The sequence below is a fragment of the Candidatus Accumulibacter vicinus genome, from assembly GCF_000584955.1.
GTDB classification, from domain to species: Bacteria; Pseudomonadota; Gammaproteobacteria; order Burkholderiales; family Rhodocyclaceae; genus Accumulibacter; species Accumulibacter vicinus.
Genome location: NZ_JDSS02000018.1, coordinates 292,793 through 308,503 on the forward strand (window position 1 = coordinate 292,793; position 15,711 = coordinate 308,503).

General features: G+C 57.6%; 10 protein-coding genes and 1 tRNA gene. All 11 read right to left on the reverse strand.

What is annotated here, in order from left to right; translation table 11 throughout:
* Positions 1 to 61: 61 nt before the first annotated feature.
* Positions 62 to 2,155, reverse strand: coding sequence for an elongation factor G (fusA, locus tag CAPSK01_RS06340; RefSeq protein WP_034923841.1), 2,094 nt, complete (start codon positions 2,153 to 2,155; stop codon positions 62 to 64).
* 57 nt (positions 2,156 to 2,212) lie between these two features.
* Positions 2,213 to 2,683 (reverse strand): 30S ribosomal protein S7, encoded by a 471-nt coding sequence (gene rpsG / locus CAPSK01_RS06345; RefSeq protein ID WP_034923845.1) that lies wholly within the window; start codon positions 2,681 to 2,683, stop codon positions 2,213 to 2,215.
* 96 nt (positions 2,684 to 2,779) lie between these two features.
* On the reverse strand, positions 2,780 to 3,157 hold the full coding sequence (gene rpsL / locus CAPSK01_RS06350) for a 30S ribosomal protein S12 (protein WP_034923848.1): 378 nt from the start codon (positions 3,155 to 3,157) through the stop codon (positions 2,780 to 2,782).
* 164 nt (positions 3,158 to 3,321) lie between these two features.
* Entirely contained in the window at positions 3,322 to 7,542 is a 4,221-nt protein-coding gene (gene rpoC / locus CAPSK01_RS06355) for a DNA-directed RNA polymerase subunit beta' (RefSeq protein WP_034923851.1), read from the reverse strand.
* 88 nt (positions 7,543 to 7,630) lie between these two features.
* Positions 7,631 to 11,914, reverse strand: a complete 4,284-nt coding sequence (gene rpoB / locus CAPSK01_RS06360; RefSeq protein ID WP_034923854.1) for a DNA-directed RNA polymerase subunit beta — start codon at positions 11,912 to 11,914, stop codon at positions 7,631 to 7,633.
* 272 nt (positions 11,915 to 12,186) lie between these two features.
* On the reverse strand, positions 12,187 to 12,555 hold the full coding sequence (gene rplL, locus CAPSK01_RS06365; protein WP_034923857.1) for a 50S ribosomal protein L7/L12: 369 nt from the start codon (positions 12,553 to 12,555) through the stop codon (positions 12,187 to 12,189).
* Positions 12,556 to 12,596: 41 nt separating this feature from the next.
* The gene (gene rplJ, locus CAPSK01_RS06370; RefSeq protein ID WP_034923860.1) at positions 12,597 to 13,094 is read right to left on the reverse strand and encodes a 50S ribosomal protein L10; all 498 of its coding nucleotides are present in this window, start codon (positions 13,092 to 13,094) and stop codon (positions 12,597 to 12,599) included.
* A 278-nt stretch (positions 13,095 to 13,372) separates the two neighbouring features.
* Positions 13,373 to 14,062: a 50S ribosomal protein L1 gene (gene rplA, locus CAPSK01_RS06375; RefSeq protein WP_034923863.1), complete on the reverse strand. Its 690-nt coding sequence runs from the start codon at positions 14,060 to 14,062 to the stop codon at positions 13,373 to 13,375.
* A 1-nt stretch (position 14,063) separates the two neighbouring features.
* Positions 14,064 to 14,495, reverse strand: coding sequence for a 50S ribosomal protein L11 (gene rplK, locus CAPSK01_RS06380; RefSeq protein WP_034923866.1), 432 nt, complete (start codon positions 14,493 to 14,495; stop codon positions 14,064 to 14,066).
* 131 nt (positions 14,496 to 14,626) lie between these two features.
* A complete protein-coding gene (gene nusG / locus CAPSK01_RS06385) occupies positions 14,627 to 15,160 on the reverse strand; it encodes a transcription termination/antitermination protein NusG (RefSeq protein WP_034923868.1) in 534 nt (177 codons plus the stop codon).
* Between the two features lie 373 nt (positions 15,161 to 15,533).
* Positions 15,534 to 15,609: transfer RNA gene (locus CAPSK01_RS06395), tRNA-Trp, on the reverse strand.
* Positions 15,610 to 15,711: the final 102 nt, after the last annotated feature.

Here is a 15,711-nt window from a genome sequence, read left to right on the forward strand (position 1 = left end):
TTGACGTGCGGCTTCGTACGCTCAAATTTTCCCTTGGCCATTTACCTTATCCTCAAATCAGTCATTTCTTGTTGATGACCGCTTCGGCGACATTCTTTGGCGCCTCGGCATAGTGCTTGAATTCCATTGAGTAGGTCGCGCGACCCTGACTCAGTGAGCGAAGAGTAGTCGAGTAACCAAACATCTCGGCCAGCGGCACCTCTGCCTTGATCGCCTTGATGTTGCCCGGCAGATCCTCCATCCCCTGAATCATGCCACGCCGACTCGATAAGTCGCCCATCACGTTGCCCATGTAGTCCTCCGGCGTCTCGACATCGACCGCCATCATCGGCTCCAGCAAGGTCGGCGACGCCCGCCGCATGCCTTCCTTGAAGGCAATGGCTGCGGCCTGACGGAAGGCATTCTCGTTCGAGTCGACGTCGTGGTAGGAGCCTTCGAACAGGGTGAACTTGATGTCGACCACTGGAAATCCGGCGAGCACGCCACTGGTGACTGAATCCTGGAGGCCCTTGTCGACCGCCGGAATGTACTCGCGAGGCACCGTACCGCCCTTGATGGCATCGACGAATTCGTAGCCCTTGCCTGGCTCGTTGGGCTCGATTTTCAACCAGACATGGCCATATTGACCGCGCCCGCCCGACTGTTTGACGAACTTCCCTTCCTGTTCGACCGACTTCTTGATGCACTCGCGATAAGCGACCTGCGGCGCACCGACATTGGCGTCCACACCGAACTCGCGCTTCAGGCGGTCAACGATAATCTCGAGATGCAACTCACCCATTCCCGAAATGATCGTCTGCCCTGACTCTTCATCGGTACGCACGCGGAAAGAAGGGTCCTCCTGTGCCAAGCGGCCAAGAGCGATGCCCATTTTTTCCTGATCCTGCTTGGTCTTCGGCTCGACAGCCACGTGAATCACAGGCTCCGGGAAAACCATTCGCTCGAGGGTGATGACCGCCGAGGGATCGCAGAGCGTTTCGCCGGTAGTGACATCCTTGAGGCCCACACAGGCAGCAATGTCGCCGGCAAGCACTTCCTTGAGTTCTTCGCGATTGTTGGCATGCATCTGCAAAACCCGCCCGATGCGCTCGCGGCGACCCTTGATCGGGTTGTAAATGGTGTCACCAGACTTCAGGACACCTGAATAGACCCGGATAAAGGTCAACTGGCCAACGTAGGGGTCGGTCATCAGCTTGAAGGCGAGTGCGGAAAACTTGGCCGTGTCGGCGGCCTCGCGCGTATCCGGCTCGCCGTTTTCTTTTTCTCCGGTCACCGGCGGAATATCGACCGGCGATGGCAGGAGATCAATCACTGCATCAAGCATGCGCTGCACACCCTTGTTCTTGAAAGCCGTGCCGCAAAGTGCCGGCTGAATCTCGCAGGCAATCGTACGCTCACGCAGACCCTTGATGATCTCGGCCTCGGTCAGATCTCCCGCGTCGAGATACTTGTCCATCAACTCTTCGGATGACTCGGCGGCGGCTTCGACCATCCTGCTACGCCACTCATCGGCCTCGGCCTGCAATGCGGCAGGGATCTCGCGGTAATCGAATTTCATCCCCAGAGAGGCTTCATCCCAATAGATCGCCTTCATCTTGATCAGATCGACGACGCCCTCGAAGTAGTCCTCCTTGCCAATCGGGATGACGATCGGGACCGGATTGGCCTTCAGACGGGTCCGCATTTGATCGACGACCTTGAGAAAGTCTGCTCCCTGGCGATCCATCTTGTTGATGAAGGCCAAGCGAGGCACTTTGTATTTTGTTGCCTGTCGCCAAACGGTCTCTGACTGCGGCTGCACACCACCGACAGCGCAATAAATCATGCACGCACCATCGAGAACCCGCATCGAGCGCTCAACCTCAATCGTGAAGTCAACGTGGCCCGGTGTATCGATGATGTTGATCCGGTGCTCCGGGCGATCAAGCTGCATCCCCTTCCAGAAGCAGGTCGTGGCCGCCGAAGTAATGGTGATGCCGCGCTCCTGCTCTTGCGCCATCCAGTCCATGGTCGCGGCGCCGTCATGCACCTCACCGATCTTGTGGTTGATGCCCGTATAGAACAGGATACGCTCGGTCGCCGTCGTTTTACCGGCATCGATGTGAGCACTGATGCCGATGTTCCGGTAACGCTCAATGGGAGTTTTGCGTGCCACAGTTAAACCTTCACTAATAAAGAACGATCTCCAGCACCGCAGCGCTGGTGGTGTATCTTAGAACCGGAAGTGTGCGAATGCCTTGTTGGCTTCGGCCATACGGTGCACTTCATCACGTCTTTTGACCGCACCGCCGCGACTCTCCGATGCCTCCAGCATTTCTGCTGCCAGGCGTTGACCCATCGACTTTTCGGAACGTTTGCGCGCCGACTCGCGCAGCCAGCGCATGGCTAGCGCCATACGGCGACTCGGTCGGACCTCGACCGGCACCTGGTAATTGGCGCCACCGACACGACGGCTTTTTACTTCGACCAAGGGCTTGATGTTCCCCAAAGCCAGACCGAATACTTCCAGCGGATCCTTGCCGGTCTTGCTGACAATCTGGTCAAAAGCACCATAGACGATACGTTCGGCAACAGATTTCTTGCCACTCTTCATGATCGTATTTACGAACTTCGACACTTCGACATTGCCGAACTTTGGGTCCGGTAGAATATCGCGCTTCGGCACTTCACGACGACGGGGCATAGCAACCTCTCATAGTCACAATTCAGTCGAAGAGTCAGGGCAAAAGACCCAACCCTCCCGGCCACCCATCAGGAGCAGCCCTTACTCGGACGGAACTCAAGCAGCTTTCGGGCGCTTGGTACCATATTTGGAACGACCCTGCTTGCGCTTCTTGACGCCCTGTGTGTCCAGCGAGCCGCGAATGGTGTGGTAACGGACACCCGGCAAGTCCTTGACGCGGCCGCCCCGGATCAGAACCACAGAGTGCTCCTGAAGATTGTGGCCTTCGCCGCCAATGTACGAAATGACCTCAAAGCCATTCGTTAGTCGCACCTTGCAGACTTTCCGCAGCGCCGAGTTCGGCTTTTTCGGTGTGGTGGTATAGACACGGGTGCACACGCCCCGTTTCTGAGGGCAATTGCTCAGCGCCGGGACTTTGCTCTTGCTGCGTATCGCCTCGCGAGGCTTGCGCACCAGTTGGTTAATGGTCGGCATGTTTCTACCCCTATGTTCAGTTCAGCAAGCGACGTGGCAAGCACATGGCTTCTGCAAAAAACCAAGGCGGACCAAAGGCCGCCCTGGCAATAATTATGATTGACCGAAGCACCACAGGCATCGGCGACAAAGACCGGCGATTCTAGGGTCTATTACATTTCAAGTCAAGCCACTGGAGCATTTTGGGCATCATGGGAATTCTCTTCACTACGCGATGCCTCATCGTCGGTCTGTAGCCCCCCGCCAGCGATATCCTCGCCAGCAGCGTTCTTCCTGCGAGTGCTGTGGTAAGCAAGGCCCGTGCCGGCCGGAATCAGGCGGCCAACAATGACATTCTCCTTGAGTCCACGCAACTCATCCCGCTTGCCCATGATCGCCGCTTCGGTCAGCACCCGCGTCGTTTCCTGGAAGGACGCCGCCGAGATGAACGAATCGGTAGACAAGGAAGCTTTGGTGATACCCAAGAGCACATGCTCATAGGTCGCTGGCAGCTTGCCCTCGGCGATCATCCGGTCATTCTCGTCCAGCAGATGCGCACGCTCCACCTGCTCCCCCTTGATGAACTTGGTATCGCCCGGGTCCAGCACATTGACCCGGCGCAACATCTGGCGAACAATCACTTCGATATGTTTGTCGTTGATCTTGACACCCTGCAGGCGATAAACGTCCTGCACCTCATCGGTGATATAGATGGCCAGCGCCTCGACCCCCAAGAGCCGCAGAATATCATGTGGATCCGGCGCCCCATCGACGATTGACTCACCCTTGTTCACCACTTGCCCATCATGTACCAGAACATGCTTGTCCTTGAGAATCAGGTATTCGTGGGTGGCCCCGTCAAGATCGGTAATCACCAGCCGCTGCTTGCCCTTGGTATCCTTGCCGAAGGACATCGTGCCGGTATATTCCGCAAGCATCCCTGCGTCCTTGGGCGTGCGCGCTTCGAAAAGTTCGGCAACCCGTGGCAGACCTCCGGTAATGTCACGCGTCTTAGCCGATTCCTGCGGCAAGCGCGCGAGTACGTCACCCACTGAAATCGGTTGTCCATCGAGAACATTGATGATCGCCCCGACCTGAAAAGTGATGGTGACCGGGTGATCGCTGCCGTGCATCTTGACTTCCTGGCCATCGGGCTCGAACAACCTGATCTGAGGGCGCAGACCCTTGCTCGGCGCCTTGCCGCCGCGCTTCGGGTCGATCACCACCAGCGTTGAAAGCCCGGTGACCTCATCGATCTGTTTGGCAACGGTGACCCCTTCCTCGACATTCTCGAACTTCACGAGACCCGAGTACTCAGCAATGATCGGGCGCGTGTGCGGATCCCAGCTGGCCAGCCGGGCACCGGCCTTGACGGCTTGGCCGTCAGCGACCTGCAGGGTCGAACCGTAGGGCACCTTGTGCTTTTCACGTTCCCGCCCGTTATCGTCAGTGATCAGTATCTCGCCAGAACGGGTAATGACAATCTTTTCGCCCTTGGCACTGGTGACATAGCGCATGCTCGCGGTAAAGCGCACCACACCAGTACTTCGCGTCTCGACCTGGCTTGCCACGGCAGCACGTGACGCAGCCCCCCCGACGTGAAAGGTCCGCATGGTCAACTGCGTCCCCGGCTCGCCGATCGATTGTGCCGCGATGACGCCGACCGCCTCGCCGACATTGACCGGCGTACCACGACCGAGGTCGCGGCCATAACACTTGGCACACAGTCCGTAACGGGTTTCGCAGGTCAGCGGAGTACGCGCCTTGACTTCGTCGATACCTAACTGATCGATCAGGTCACAATGATCCTCACTGATCAGCGTCCCTGGCTCGATGACCGTCTCCTGCGTGTCCGGATGCACGATTTCTGAAGCCGTGACCCGACCGAGGATACGCTCGCGCAAGGCCTCGATGACCTCTCCGCCTTCGATCAAGGCCTTCATCGTAACCCCGTTACTGGTTCCACAGTCGTCCTCGATCACCACCAAATCCTGGGTCACGTCGACCAGTCGCCGCGTCAGATAGCCCGAGTTGGCGGTTTTCAAAGCCGTGTCTGCCAGGCCCTTGCGCGCACCGTGCGTCGAGATGAAGTACTGAAGGACGTTCAGACCTTCACGGAAATTGGTGGTGATTGGCGTTTCAATGATCGATCCATCCGGTTTGGCCATCAGGCCGCGCATGCCCGCCAACTGGCGAATCTGCGCTGCCGAACCGCGAGCGCCAGAATCGGCCATCATGAAAATGGAGTTGAACGACTCCTGTTTTTCCATCTCCCCACGGCGATTCTTCACCTCGACATGGCCAAGCTGATCCATCATCACCTTGGCAACCTGGTCACCAGTACGGCCCCAGATATCGACAACCTTGTTGTAGCGCTCGCCATTGGTCACCAGACCGTTGGTGTACTGGTTCTCGATTTCCTTCACTTCCGCCTCAGCAGCAGCGATGATCTCGCGCTTCTGTGCCGGCACCAGCATATCGTCGGAACAGATCGAAATACCGGCGCGGGTCGCCAGCCGATAGCCGTTCTGCATCAGCTTGTCGGCAAAAACCACGGTTTCCTTGAGACCACAGCGGCGGAAGGCGGCATTGATCAGCTTCGAGATTTCCTTTTTCTTGAGACTCTTGTCGATCAGACTGAATGGCAGACCTTTCGGCAGAATCTCGGAAAGCAGCGCACGCCCCGCAGTCGTTTGGTAACGCGTGATCTTCTCCTGCCAACCGTTCTCGCCGTCACTCTCGTATTCGGCAATGCGCACCACAATACGCGCGTGAATGTCGAGTTCGCCGGCCTGCATGGCACGTGTCACCTCTGCCAGGTCCGGGAACATCATCCCCTCCCCCTTGGCGTTGATCCGCTCACGTGTGGCGTAGTAGAGACCCAGAACGATATCCTGCGATGGCACGATGATCGGCTCCCCATTTGCCGGCGACAGGACATTGTTGCTCGCCAGCATCAGGGTCCGGGCTTCCATCTGGGCTTCCAGTGACAAGGGCACGTGCACCGCCATTTGGTCACCGTCGAAGTCGGCATTGAAAGCCGCACACACCAGTGGATGCAACTGGATCGCCTTGCCTTCGATCAGCGTCGGCTCGAAAGCCTGAATGCCAAGGCGGTGTAACGTCGGCGCGCGGTTGAGCATGATCGGATGTTCGCGAATCACCTCTTCGAGGATGTCCCAGACCACCGCCTCCTGGGTCTCGACCATTTTCTTCGCCTGCTTGATGGTGGTCGCCAGACCCATCACTTCAAGACGGTTAAAAATGAAAGGCTTGAACAATTCGAGCGCCATCAGTTTCGGCAAACCACACTGGTGCAGCTTGAGCTGTGGTCCGACGACGATCACCGAACGACCCGAGTAGTCAACGCGCTTGCCGAGCAGGTTCTGGCGGAAACGGCCGCCCTTGCCCTTGATCATGTCGGCCAGCGACTTCAGCGGACGCTTGTTGGCACCGGTCATTGCCTTGCCGCGACGCCCGTTGTCCAGCAGCGAGTCGACCGCTTCCTGAAGCATGCGTTTTTCATTGCGTACGATGATTTCAGGCGCCTTCAGTTCGAGCAGGCGCTTCAGGCGATTATTGCGGTTGATGACGCGACGGTAGAGATCGTTGAGATCCGATGTCGCAAAACGCCCACCGTCAAGCGGCACCAGTGGGCGGAGATCCGGCGGCAGTACTGGCAGCACTTCAAGCACCATCCACTCCGGCTTGATGCCCGATTTCTGAAAGCCCTCAAGGATCTTCAGCCGCTTGGAGAACTTCTTGCTCTTGGTTTCCGAGGTGGTGGTTTCCAGTTCGCTACGCAGCATTTCGACTTCACGCGCCAGATCGATCGAACGTAACAACTCGCGAATGCCTTCAGCACCCATTTTGGCTTCGAAGTCGTCTCCGTACTCCTCGACCTTGGCCGTGTGATCATCCTCGGTCAGCAACTGGCCACGCGCCAGAGGCGTCATGCCAGGCTCGAAGACCACGAACGCTTCGAAGTACAGTACCCGTTCGATGTCACGCAGCGTCATGTCGAGCACCATGCCGAGACGGCTCGGTAAGCTCTTCAAGAACCAGATGTGGGCAACCGGACTGGCCAGCTCGATATGTGCCATGCGCTCGCGTCGCACCTTGGCCAGCGTCACTTCAACGCCGCATTTCTCACAGATGACGCCCCGATGCTTGAGCCGCTTGTACTTGCCGCAAAGACACTCGTAGTCCTTGATCGGACCAAAAATCTTGGCACAGAACAGCCCGTCACGCTCCGGCTTGAAGGTACGGTAGTTGATCGTCTCCGGCTTCTTGACTTCACCGTAAGACCATGAGCGAATCTTGTCCGGGGAAGCCAGACCGATGGTGATCGCATCGAACTGCTCTTCCTGCGTCACCTGCCTAAACAAATCCAGCAATGCTTTCATCTTTTGCTCCTGTGAGGAGTGCGCTGTCAGGGGTGAAAGACCATGCGGCGGGAGAATTGACCTTGCTTGCTCGCTCGCCGCACAGCCATCAGAAGCGTTCGAGATCGATATCGATCGCCAGTGAACGGATTTCCTTGACCAGAACGTTGAACGATTCCGGCATGCCGGCATCGATCTTGTGGTCACCCTTGACAATGTTCTCGTATACCTTGGTCCGGCCATTGACGTCGTCGGACTTGACGGTGAGCATTTCCTGCAGCACGTAGGACGCACCGTAGGCCTCAAGCGCCCATACTTCCATCTCTCCGAAGCGTTGCCCACCGAACTGAGCCTTTCCTCCGAGTGGCTGCTGGGTCACCAGCGAGTACGGTCCGGTCGAACGCGCGTGCATTTTGTCATCAACCAGATGATGCAGCTTCAGGACGTGCATGTAACCGACGGTGACCTGGCGCTCGAACTGCTCGCCGGTACGCCCGTCGTACAGCGTCATCTGGGCCGATTGCGGCATGCCCGCCAGTGCCAGGACGGACTTGATTTCGGACTCCTTGGCACCATCGAAAACCGGTGTCGCAAAAGGCACACCAGCTTCAAGGTTACCTGCCATTTCAAGAATCTCGTTATCAGTTAGTTGATCGAGGTCCTCAGGTTTGCCGGTGCTGTTGTAGATTTGGTCGAGAAAAGCACGCATCTCTCCGGCAGTCGACTGCCGGCGCAGCATGTCACCAATTCTATGGCCCAGACCCTTGGCTGCAAGCCCGAGGTGGACCTCGAGAATCTGGCCCACGTTCATCCGCGAAGGCACGCCGAGCGGGTTTAGAACGATGTCCACGGGATGACCATCGGCCATGTAAGGCATGTCCTCAACCGGTACGATGCGCGAGACCACCCCCTTGTTGCCATGCCGTCCGGCCATCTTGTCGCCAGCCTGCAATCGGCGCTTGACGGCCACGTACACCTTGACCATCTTCTGCACGCCTGGCGGCAACTCGTCACCCTGGGTGAGCTTCTTGCGCTTTTCCTCAAAGGCGATGTCGAATTCCTTGCGGGTCTGTTCGAGCCCCTCGCGCAGCGATTCGAGTTGCTGCGCGACGTCCTCATCGGCCATCCGGATATCAAACCAGTGATGCGGATCGATGCTGTCGAGGTATTCCTGGGTGACCGGCGTGCCCTTGGCCAGCCTTTTCGGTCCGCCATTCGCCGGCTTGCCGACGATCATTCGTGCGGCACGTGCGAAGGCATCGCGTTCGACAATGCGCAGTTGATCGGCAAGGTCAAGCTTGTAGCTTCGCAATTGATCGTCGATGATCGACTGTGCCCGCTTGTCGCGCTCGATACCCTCACGGGTAAACACCTGCACATCGATGACCGTCCCGGAGATACCTGATTGAACGCGTAGCGAGGTGTCTTTCACGTCAGACGCCTTCTCGCCAAAAATTGCACGCAGCAGCTTCTCTTCCGGAGTTAGCTGTGTTTCACCTTTCGGCGTCACCTTGCCAACCAGCACATCGCCTGCTTCAACCTCGGCACCAATATGGACAATTCCCGATTCGTCAAGCCGGGAAAGCTGTGACTCACCAAGAGAGGCAATGTCACGGGTAATTTCCTCGGGGCCGAGCTTGGTATCCCGCGCGACGACGGTCAGTTCCTCGATATGAATCGAGGTAAAGCGGTCTTCGGCAACCACGCGCTCCGAGATCAGAATGGAGTCCTCGAAGTTATAACCATTCCAGGGCATGAAGGCGACCAGCATGTTCTGGCCGAGCGCCAGTTCACCCTTGTCGGTCGATGCCCCGTCGGCCACCACATCGCCCCTGGCAATATGATCACCGACGCGAACCAGCGGCCGCTGGTTGATATTGGTGTTCTGGTTGGAGCGCGTGTACTTCACCAGGTTGTAAATGTCAACACCGACTTCGCCTGGTCCGGTTTCGTCGTCATTGACCCGCACCACGACACGCGAGGCATCGACATAATCGACCAACCCACCGCGCAGCGCTTGTACCGCAGTCCCCGAATCGACCGCCACCGTTCGCTCGATCCCCGTTCCCACCAAGGGCTTTTCTGGACGCAGGCAAGGAACCGCCTGACGCTGCATGTTGGCGCCCATCAGCGCACGATTGGCGTCGTCGTGCTCAAGGAAGGGGATCAGCGATGCCGCCACCGACACGATCTGGCTCGGTGCCACGTCCATATACTGAACACGCGCCGGCTCAGCGAGAATGGTTTCACCCTTCTCGCGACAAGTCACCAACTGATCGGTCAACACGCCTCCATCACCCAGATCGGAGTTGGCCTGGGCGATGATATAGGCCCCCTCTTCGATGGCTGAAAGATACTCGATCTGATCGGTGACCCGACCATCAACCACTTTACGATAGGGGGTTTCCAGGAAACCATACTCGTTGGTACGGGCATACAGCGCCAGCGAATTGATCAGCCCGATATTCGGGCCTTCCGGTGTTTCGATCGGGCAGACGCGGCCGTAATGGGTCGGATGAACGTCCCGCACTTCAAAGCCGGCTCGCTCGCGCGTCAAACCGCCCGGTCCGAGTGCTGAAACCCGACGCTTATGGGTAATTTCGGAAAGCGGGTTGGTCTGGTCCATGAACTGCGATAACTGGCTGGAGCCGAAGAACTCCCGGACTGCAGCGCTGATCGGTTTGGCGTTGATGAGATCATGCGGCATCAAATTGTCGGACTCGGCCTGTGACAAACGCTCTTTCACGGCACGCTCGACGCGCACCAGACCAGCGCGGAACTGATTTTCGGCCAGTTCGCCAACCGAACGGACCCGGCGATTACCCAGATGGTCGATGTCATCGATCTCTCCGCGACCATTGCGCAGTTCGACGAGCAGTTTGATGACTTCAACGATATCACGCGGCGACAACGTCAGCTGTTCGCGCACCTCACCAGAAGCCCCCAGCACCTTCAACTGCTCAAATAATGTCACTGCAGCTTCCCGGGTCAGGTTCTCCGCCACCGCACGCGGGCCATGGTTCAACTCGGCAACCATCTGTTCGACATTAGCGACGGAATCACCCGCCTGGTCGTTGATCAGTTTGATGATCGCATCGCGTTTGGAAGGCACATGCTTGAGCATGACCTTGTATTCGATGACCTCTTTCCGGGCAACCCGGCGGTTGAACTTCATCCGGCCAACCCCTGACAGATCGTAGCGGTCGTCTGAGTAGAACAGGCCGTTAAAAAGTATCTCGACGGCTTCTTCGGTTGGCGGTTCGCCAGGCCGCATCATTCGGTAGATGGCAATACGGGCGGCTTGCCGGGAGCTTGTTTCATCGGTGCGCAAAGTCTGCGAAATGAAGCCGCCGCGATCAAGGTCGTTGATGTACAGAGTATGCAGCGATTCGACCCCAGACTCGGAGAGTTTTGCCAACAGGCTTTCGGTGATTTCGTCATTGGCATTGGCCAGGATCTCGCCACTACTCTGGTCGATGATGTCCTCGGCAATCACCCGGCCAATCAGAAAGTCATCCGGAACAGCGACCTGCCTGATCCCCGCCTGATCGAGTTCACGAATATGTTTGGCAGTAATCCGTTTGTCCTTGCCGATGATCAACTTCCCGGAGGCGTCGTTAAAATCGAAACGCGCGACTTCCCCGCGCAAACGCTCCGGAACGAGCGCAAACTCGACGATCCGCCTGCCTAGATAAAAGGTATCAAACTCGAAAAATTCGCGCAGGATGCGCTGTGGCGTCAGACCGATCGCCTTCAACAACGTGGTGACCGGCATCTTCCGGCGACGGTCGACGCGAAAAAACAGGAGATCCTTGGGATCAAACTCGAAATCCAGCCATGAGCCGCGGTAGGGAATGACGCGTGCGGAAAAGAGCAGCTTGCCAGAACTATGCGTCTTCCCACGGTCGTGCTCGAAGAACACCCCTGGTGAGCGGTGCAGCTGCGAGACAATGACCCGTTCGGTACCATTGATGACAAAGGAGCCGGTTGTTGTCATGAGCGGAATTTCGCCCATATAGACTTCCTGCTCCTTGACTTCCTTGATGGTGTCCGGCGCTTCGCGATCGAGAATGACCAAGCGCACTTTCGCCCGCAAAGCCGACGCGAAGGTCAGGCCACGCTGCTGGCATTCCGTGACGTCGAAAGCCGGGTCGGAAAGCGTAAAGCTGACAAACTCCAGACGTGCATTGCCGCTGTGACTGACGATTGGAAAAATCGAGGAAAAGGCAGCCTGCAAACCCTGGTTTCTGCGCTGCGCCGGCGGCACTCCTGCCTGCAGGAAGGCAGAGAACGACTCCAACTGGGTGGCCAGCAAGAACGGTACGTCAAGCACGGTAGAGCGCTTGGCAAAGCTCTTGCGGATACGCTTTTTCTCGGTGTAGGAGTAGGTCATGGTCGCTCCGAACTCAGAAGGCAAATCCTCTAGCGCCCCGGCGAAGGTCGCAACACCCGCCGGTTCGCAACGGACAAACGCAATATGACAAGCTCGGCACAGAGAGGAGAGGGACTTGCCCACCCTGTCTTCGCTACTCGTACTTGCGTTTGCGCGCTGCACAGCATTACATGCGCTACCTATGTCCCTATGGGGCTACGCAAAGCTGTTTCCGGAAAAGCAGAAAAGGGCTGACAACCGCAAGGCTGTCAGCCCAGCGTGCTCGACCGATACTATTTGATCTCGACCTTCGCTCCGGCGTCCTCGAGAAGTTTCTTGAGGGCTTCGGCATCCGCTTTCGAAATCGATTCCTTGACCGCCTTCGGTGCGCTGTCAACCAGATCCTTGGCTTCCTTCAGGCCAAGACCGGTAGCTGCGCGAACGACCTTGATCACTTCAACCTTCTTCTCACCAAAACTGGCCAGTATGACGGTAAACTCGGTCTGCTCTTCGACCACTGGTGCAGCCGCACCCGGCGCAGCAACGGCCATCGACGCCGCCGAAACGCCGAATTTCTCTTCAAACGCCTTGACCAGGCTGTTCAGTTCCATGACAGTCATCGCGCCAACGGCTTCGAGGATGTCTTCGTGGGTAATAGACATAATTAAAAACTCCTAAATCTGAGTGGACAAAAACAGTACGATCAGGACACCGCCTCTTCACGTTGCTTGGCCAAAGCAGAAAGCGCACAGGCAAAGCCGGTGACCGGTGCCTGCATGACGCCAAGCAGCTGGGCAAGCAGTTCGTTGCGACTCGGAATCGACGCGAGCGCTTGTACGCCTGCCTTGTCCAGAAGCTCGCCGGCAAAACTGCCACCTCGTAAGATCAGCTTGTCATTGGTTTTTGCAAAGTCGTTGAGCACCTTCGCCGCTGCGACCGGATCCTCCGAGACGCTATAGATCAGCGGCCCGGTCATCTGCTCGGCGAGGCTGGCAAACAGGGTGCCCTGCACCGCGCGTCGTACCAGCGTGTTTTTCAGCACCCGCAGATAGACACCCGAGGCGCGCGCCTGCGCTCGCAGACGCGTCAGATGCGCCACCGGCAATCCGCTGTACTCGGCCAGCACAACCGTCTGGGCACTGGCCATCTTGGCCGAGACTTCGGCGACGACGACCTTCTTTTCATCAAGATTGAGACCCACAGGCCCTTCTCCTCCCATCAAGTCAACAAACGGCACATCCGGTTGAATGCACCGCACCCACGGCGACCTTGATCAGGGGTTGCAATGAAGGGCACGCAGCCCATCTCTGACAATCCTTTTCGGAGTACACCGTCTACGCAGGCCGCGAACACACTTAAGCCTTCGGCAAACGCCTTCAGCACCTGCGGTCTTTGACGATCCATCGGCACGGCGAATGCACGGCCGATCACCCAACAAAGCTCATGCGCGGACCCACACTGAGGCGATCCGCTGAATTTCTAAATCGTAGACGCATCCACGCGGATACCCGGCCCCATCGTGCTCGACACCGCGACCCTCCGGACATACTGACCCCTCGAGGTTGCCGGCTTGGCCTTGATCAGCGCGTCAAGCAGTGCCTTGAGGTTGATTGCCAGTCTGTCGGCTTCAAAAGACGCGCGCCCGATCGTACTGTGAATGATGCCACCCTTGTCGGTACGGTACTGGACCTGTCCGGCCTTGGCGTTCTGTACGGCAGTCACTACGTCCATGGTGACCGTGCCGACCTTCGGATTTGGCATCAGGCCACGCGGACCTAGGATCTGACCCAGTTGACCGACCACGCGCATGGCGTCCGGGGTGGCAATGACCCGATCAAAGTTGATCACGCCAGACTTGATCTCGGCGGCCAGATCTTCGAATCCAACGATATCGGCGCCAGCCGCCTTGGCAGCGGCGGCTTTTTCGCCCTGGGCGAACACGGCAATGCGAATCGTCTTGCCGGTCCCGGCCGGCAGTACGACGGAACCTCGTACGATTTGATCCGACTTGCGAGGATCGACTCCGAGACAGACGGCGACATCGATCGATTCGTCGAACTTCGCTGCTGCAAGTTCCTTGCTCAACTTAAGCGCTTCACCGACGGGATAGAGCTTGCCCGGGTCAATCTTGCCCTTGAGAGCTTTTTGACGTTTGCTCAGCGTAGCCATTTCAGACCCCCTCCACGGTGACGCCCATCGTACGGGCACTGCCAGCGATCGTTCGCACCGCCGCATCCATATCGGCGGCCGTCAGGTCGGGCATCTTCTGCGTCGCAATGGCTTCGCACTGCGCGCGTGTCAGCGTACCTACCTTGGCGGTATGGGGCTTTGGGCTACCCTTTTGAATACCGATCGCTTTCTTGATCAGGACCGTCGCCGGCGGCGTCTTCATGATGAAGGTGAAACTCTTGTCCGCGAAAGCGGTAATCACCACGGGAATGGGCAAGCCTGGCTCCAAACCTTGCGTCTGGGCGTTGAAGCTCTTGCAGAATTCCATGATGTTCAGACCACGCTGACCTAGCGCCGGGCCGATCGGAGGAGACGGATTGGCCTTCCCCGCCGGCACTTGAAGCTTGATATAGCCGATGATTTTCTTTGCCACGATGAGACTCCTTTATGCGGGTTCAAACGCGCTTTGCAATAGCGCTCCCCAAACGACAAACGCGGCCTTGTAGCCGCACTACTGCGGCACGTCGAGCAACCCTCCCGCGCCGCAACTTACGCTCGCCGGATTCAGGCCTTCTCGACTTGCCCAAACTCCAGTTCTACCGGCGTTGGACGACCAAAGATCGTCACCGAGACACGCAAACGGTTCTTCTCGTAATTGACCTGCTCGACCGCGCCATGGAAATCGGTAAATGGTCCATCCTTGACGCGAACCACCTCACCCGGCTCGAAGAGAACCTTCGGGCGCGGCTTGTCGACGCCATCCTGCATTTGCTGCATGATTTTTTCGACTTCCTTTTCGGAGATTGGCGTCGGTTTGTTGGCCGTTCCGCCAACGAAGCCAGTCACTTTCGGCGTGCTTTTCACGAGGTGCCAGGAGTCGTCGTTCATTTCCATTTCCACCAGCACATAGCCGGGGAAAAACTTCCTCTCGGAAATGCTTTTCTGGCCCATCTTGAGTTCGACCACTTCCTCCACCGGCACCAGGATACGGCCAAACGCATGCTGCATGGCCTGCCGCTGGATACGCTCGAGCAACGCCCGCTGCACACTCTTCTCGAAACCGGAATAGGCGTGCACCACATACCAGCGCATGCTCATACTTTTCTCCACCCAAGAACCATATCGTACAGGAGCCACTCCAGGCTCTTGTCGGTCAACCAGAGAAAGAGAGCCATCACCACCACGAACGCGAACACCAGCCCGGTTGTCTGCATGGTTTCTTTGCGCGAAGGCCAAACGACCTTTTTTGCCTCATTTGTGGACTCTTTGGCAAAGGCAAAGAAAAGACGACCCTGCTCCGTTTGCCAGGCGACTGCGGCAGCAAGCCCAGCCCCTCCCAAGACGGCGAGCACGCGCAGGATCATCGCTTCGTTGGCAAGCAGATAAAAGCCAGCGATGCCGGCTACAAGCAGCAATACTGCCAACGCAAACTTGAATTTATCGGCCATTGAGTCCGCTTCGGTTACATGGATGGCAGGGGCAGAGGGAATCGAACCCCCAACCTTCGGTTTTGGAGACCGACGCTCTGCCAGTTGAGCTATGCCCCTGCGGCAGAAATGCGGCAGCTCCGAAAAGCCGCCGCTGCACCTTGACTGGACTTTATTCGATGATTTTCGCGACCACCCCGGCGCCGACGGTACGACCGCCTT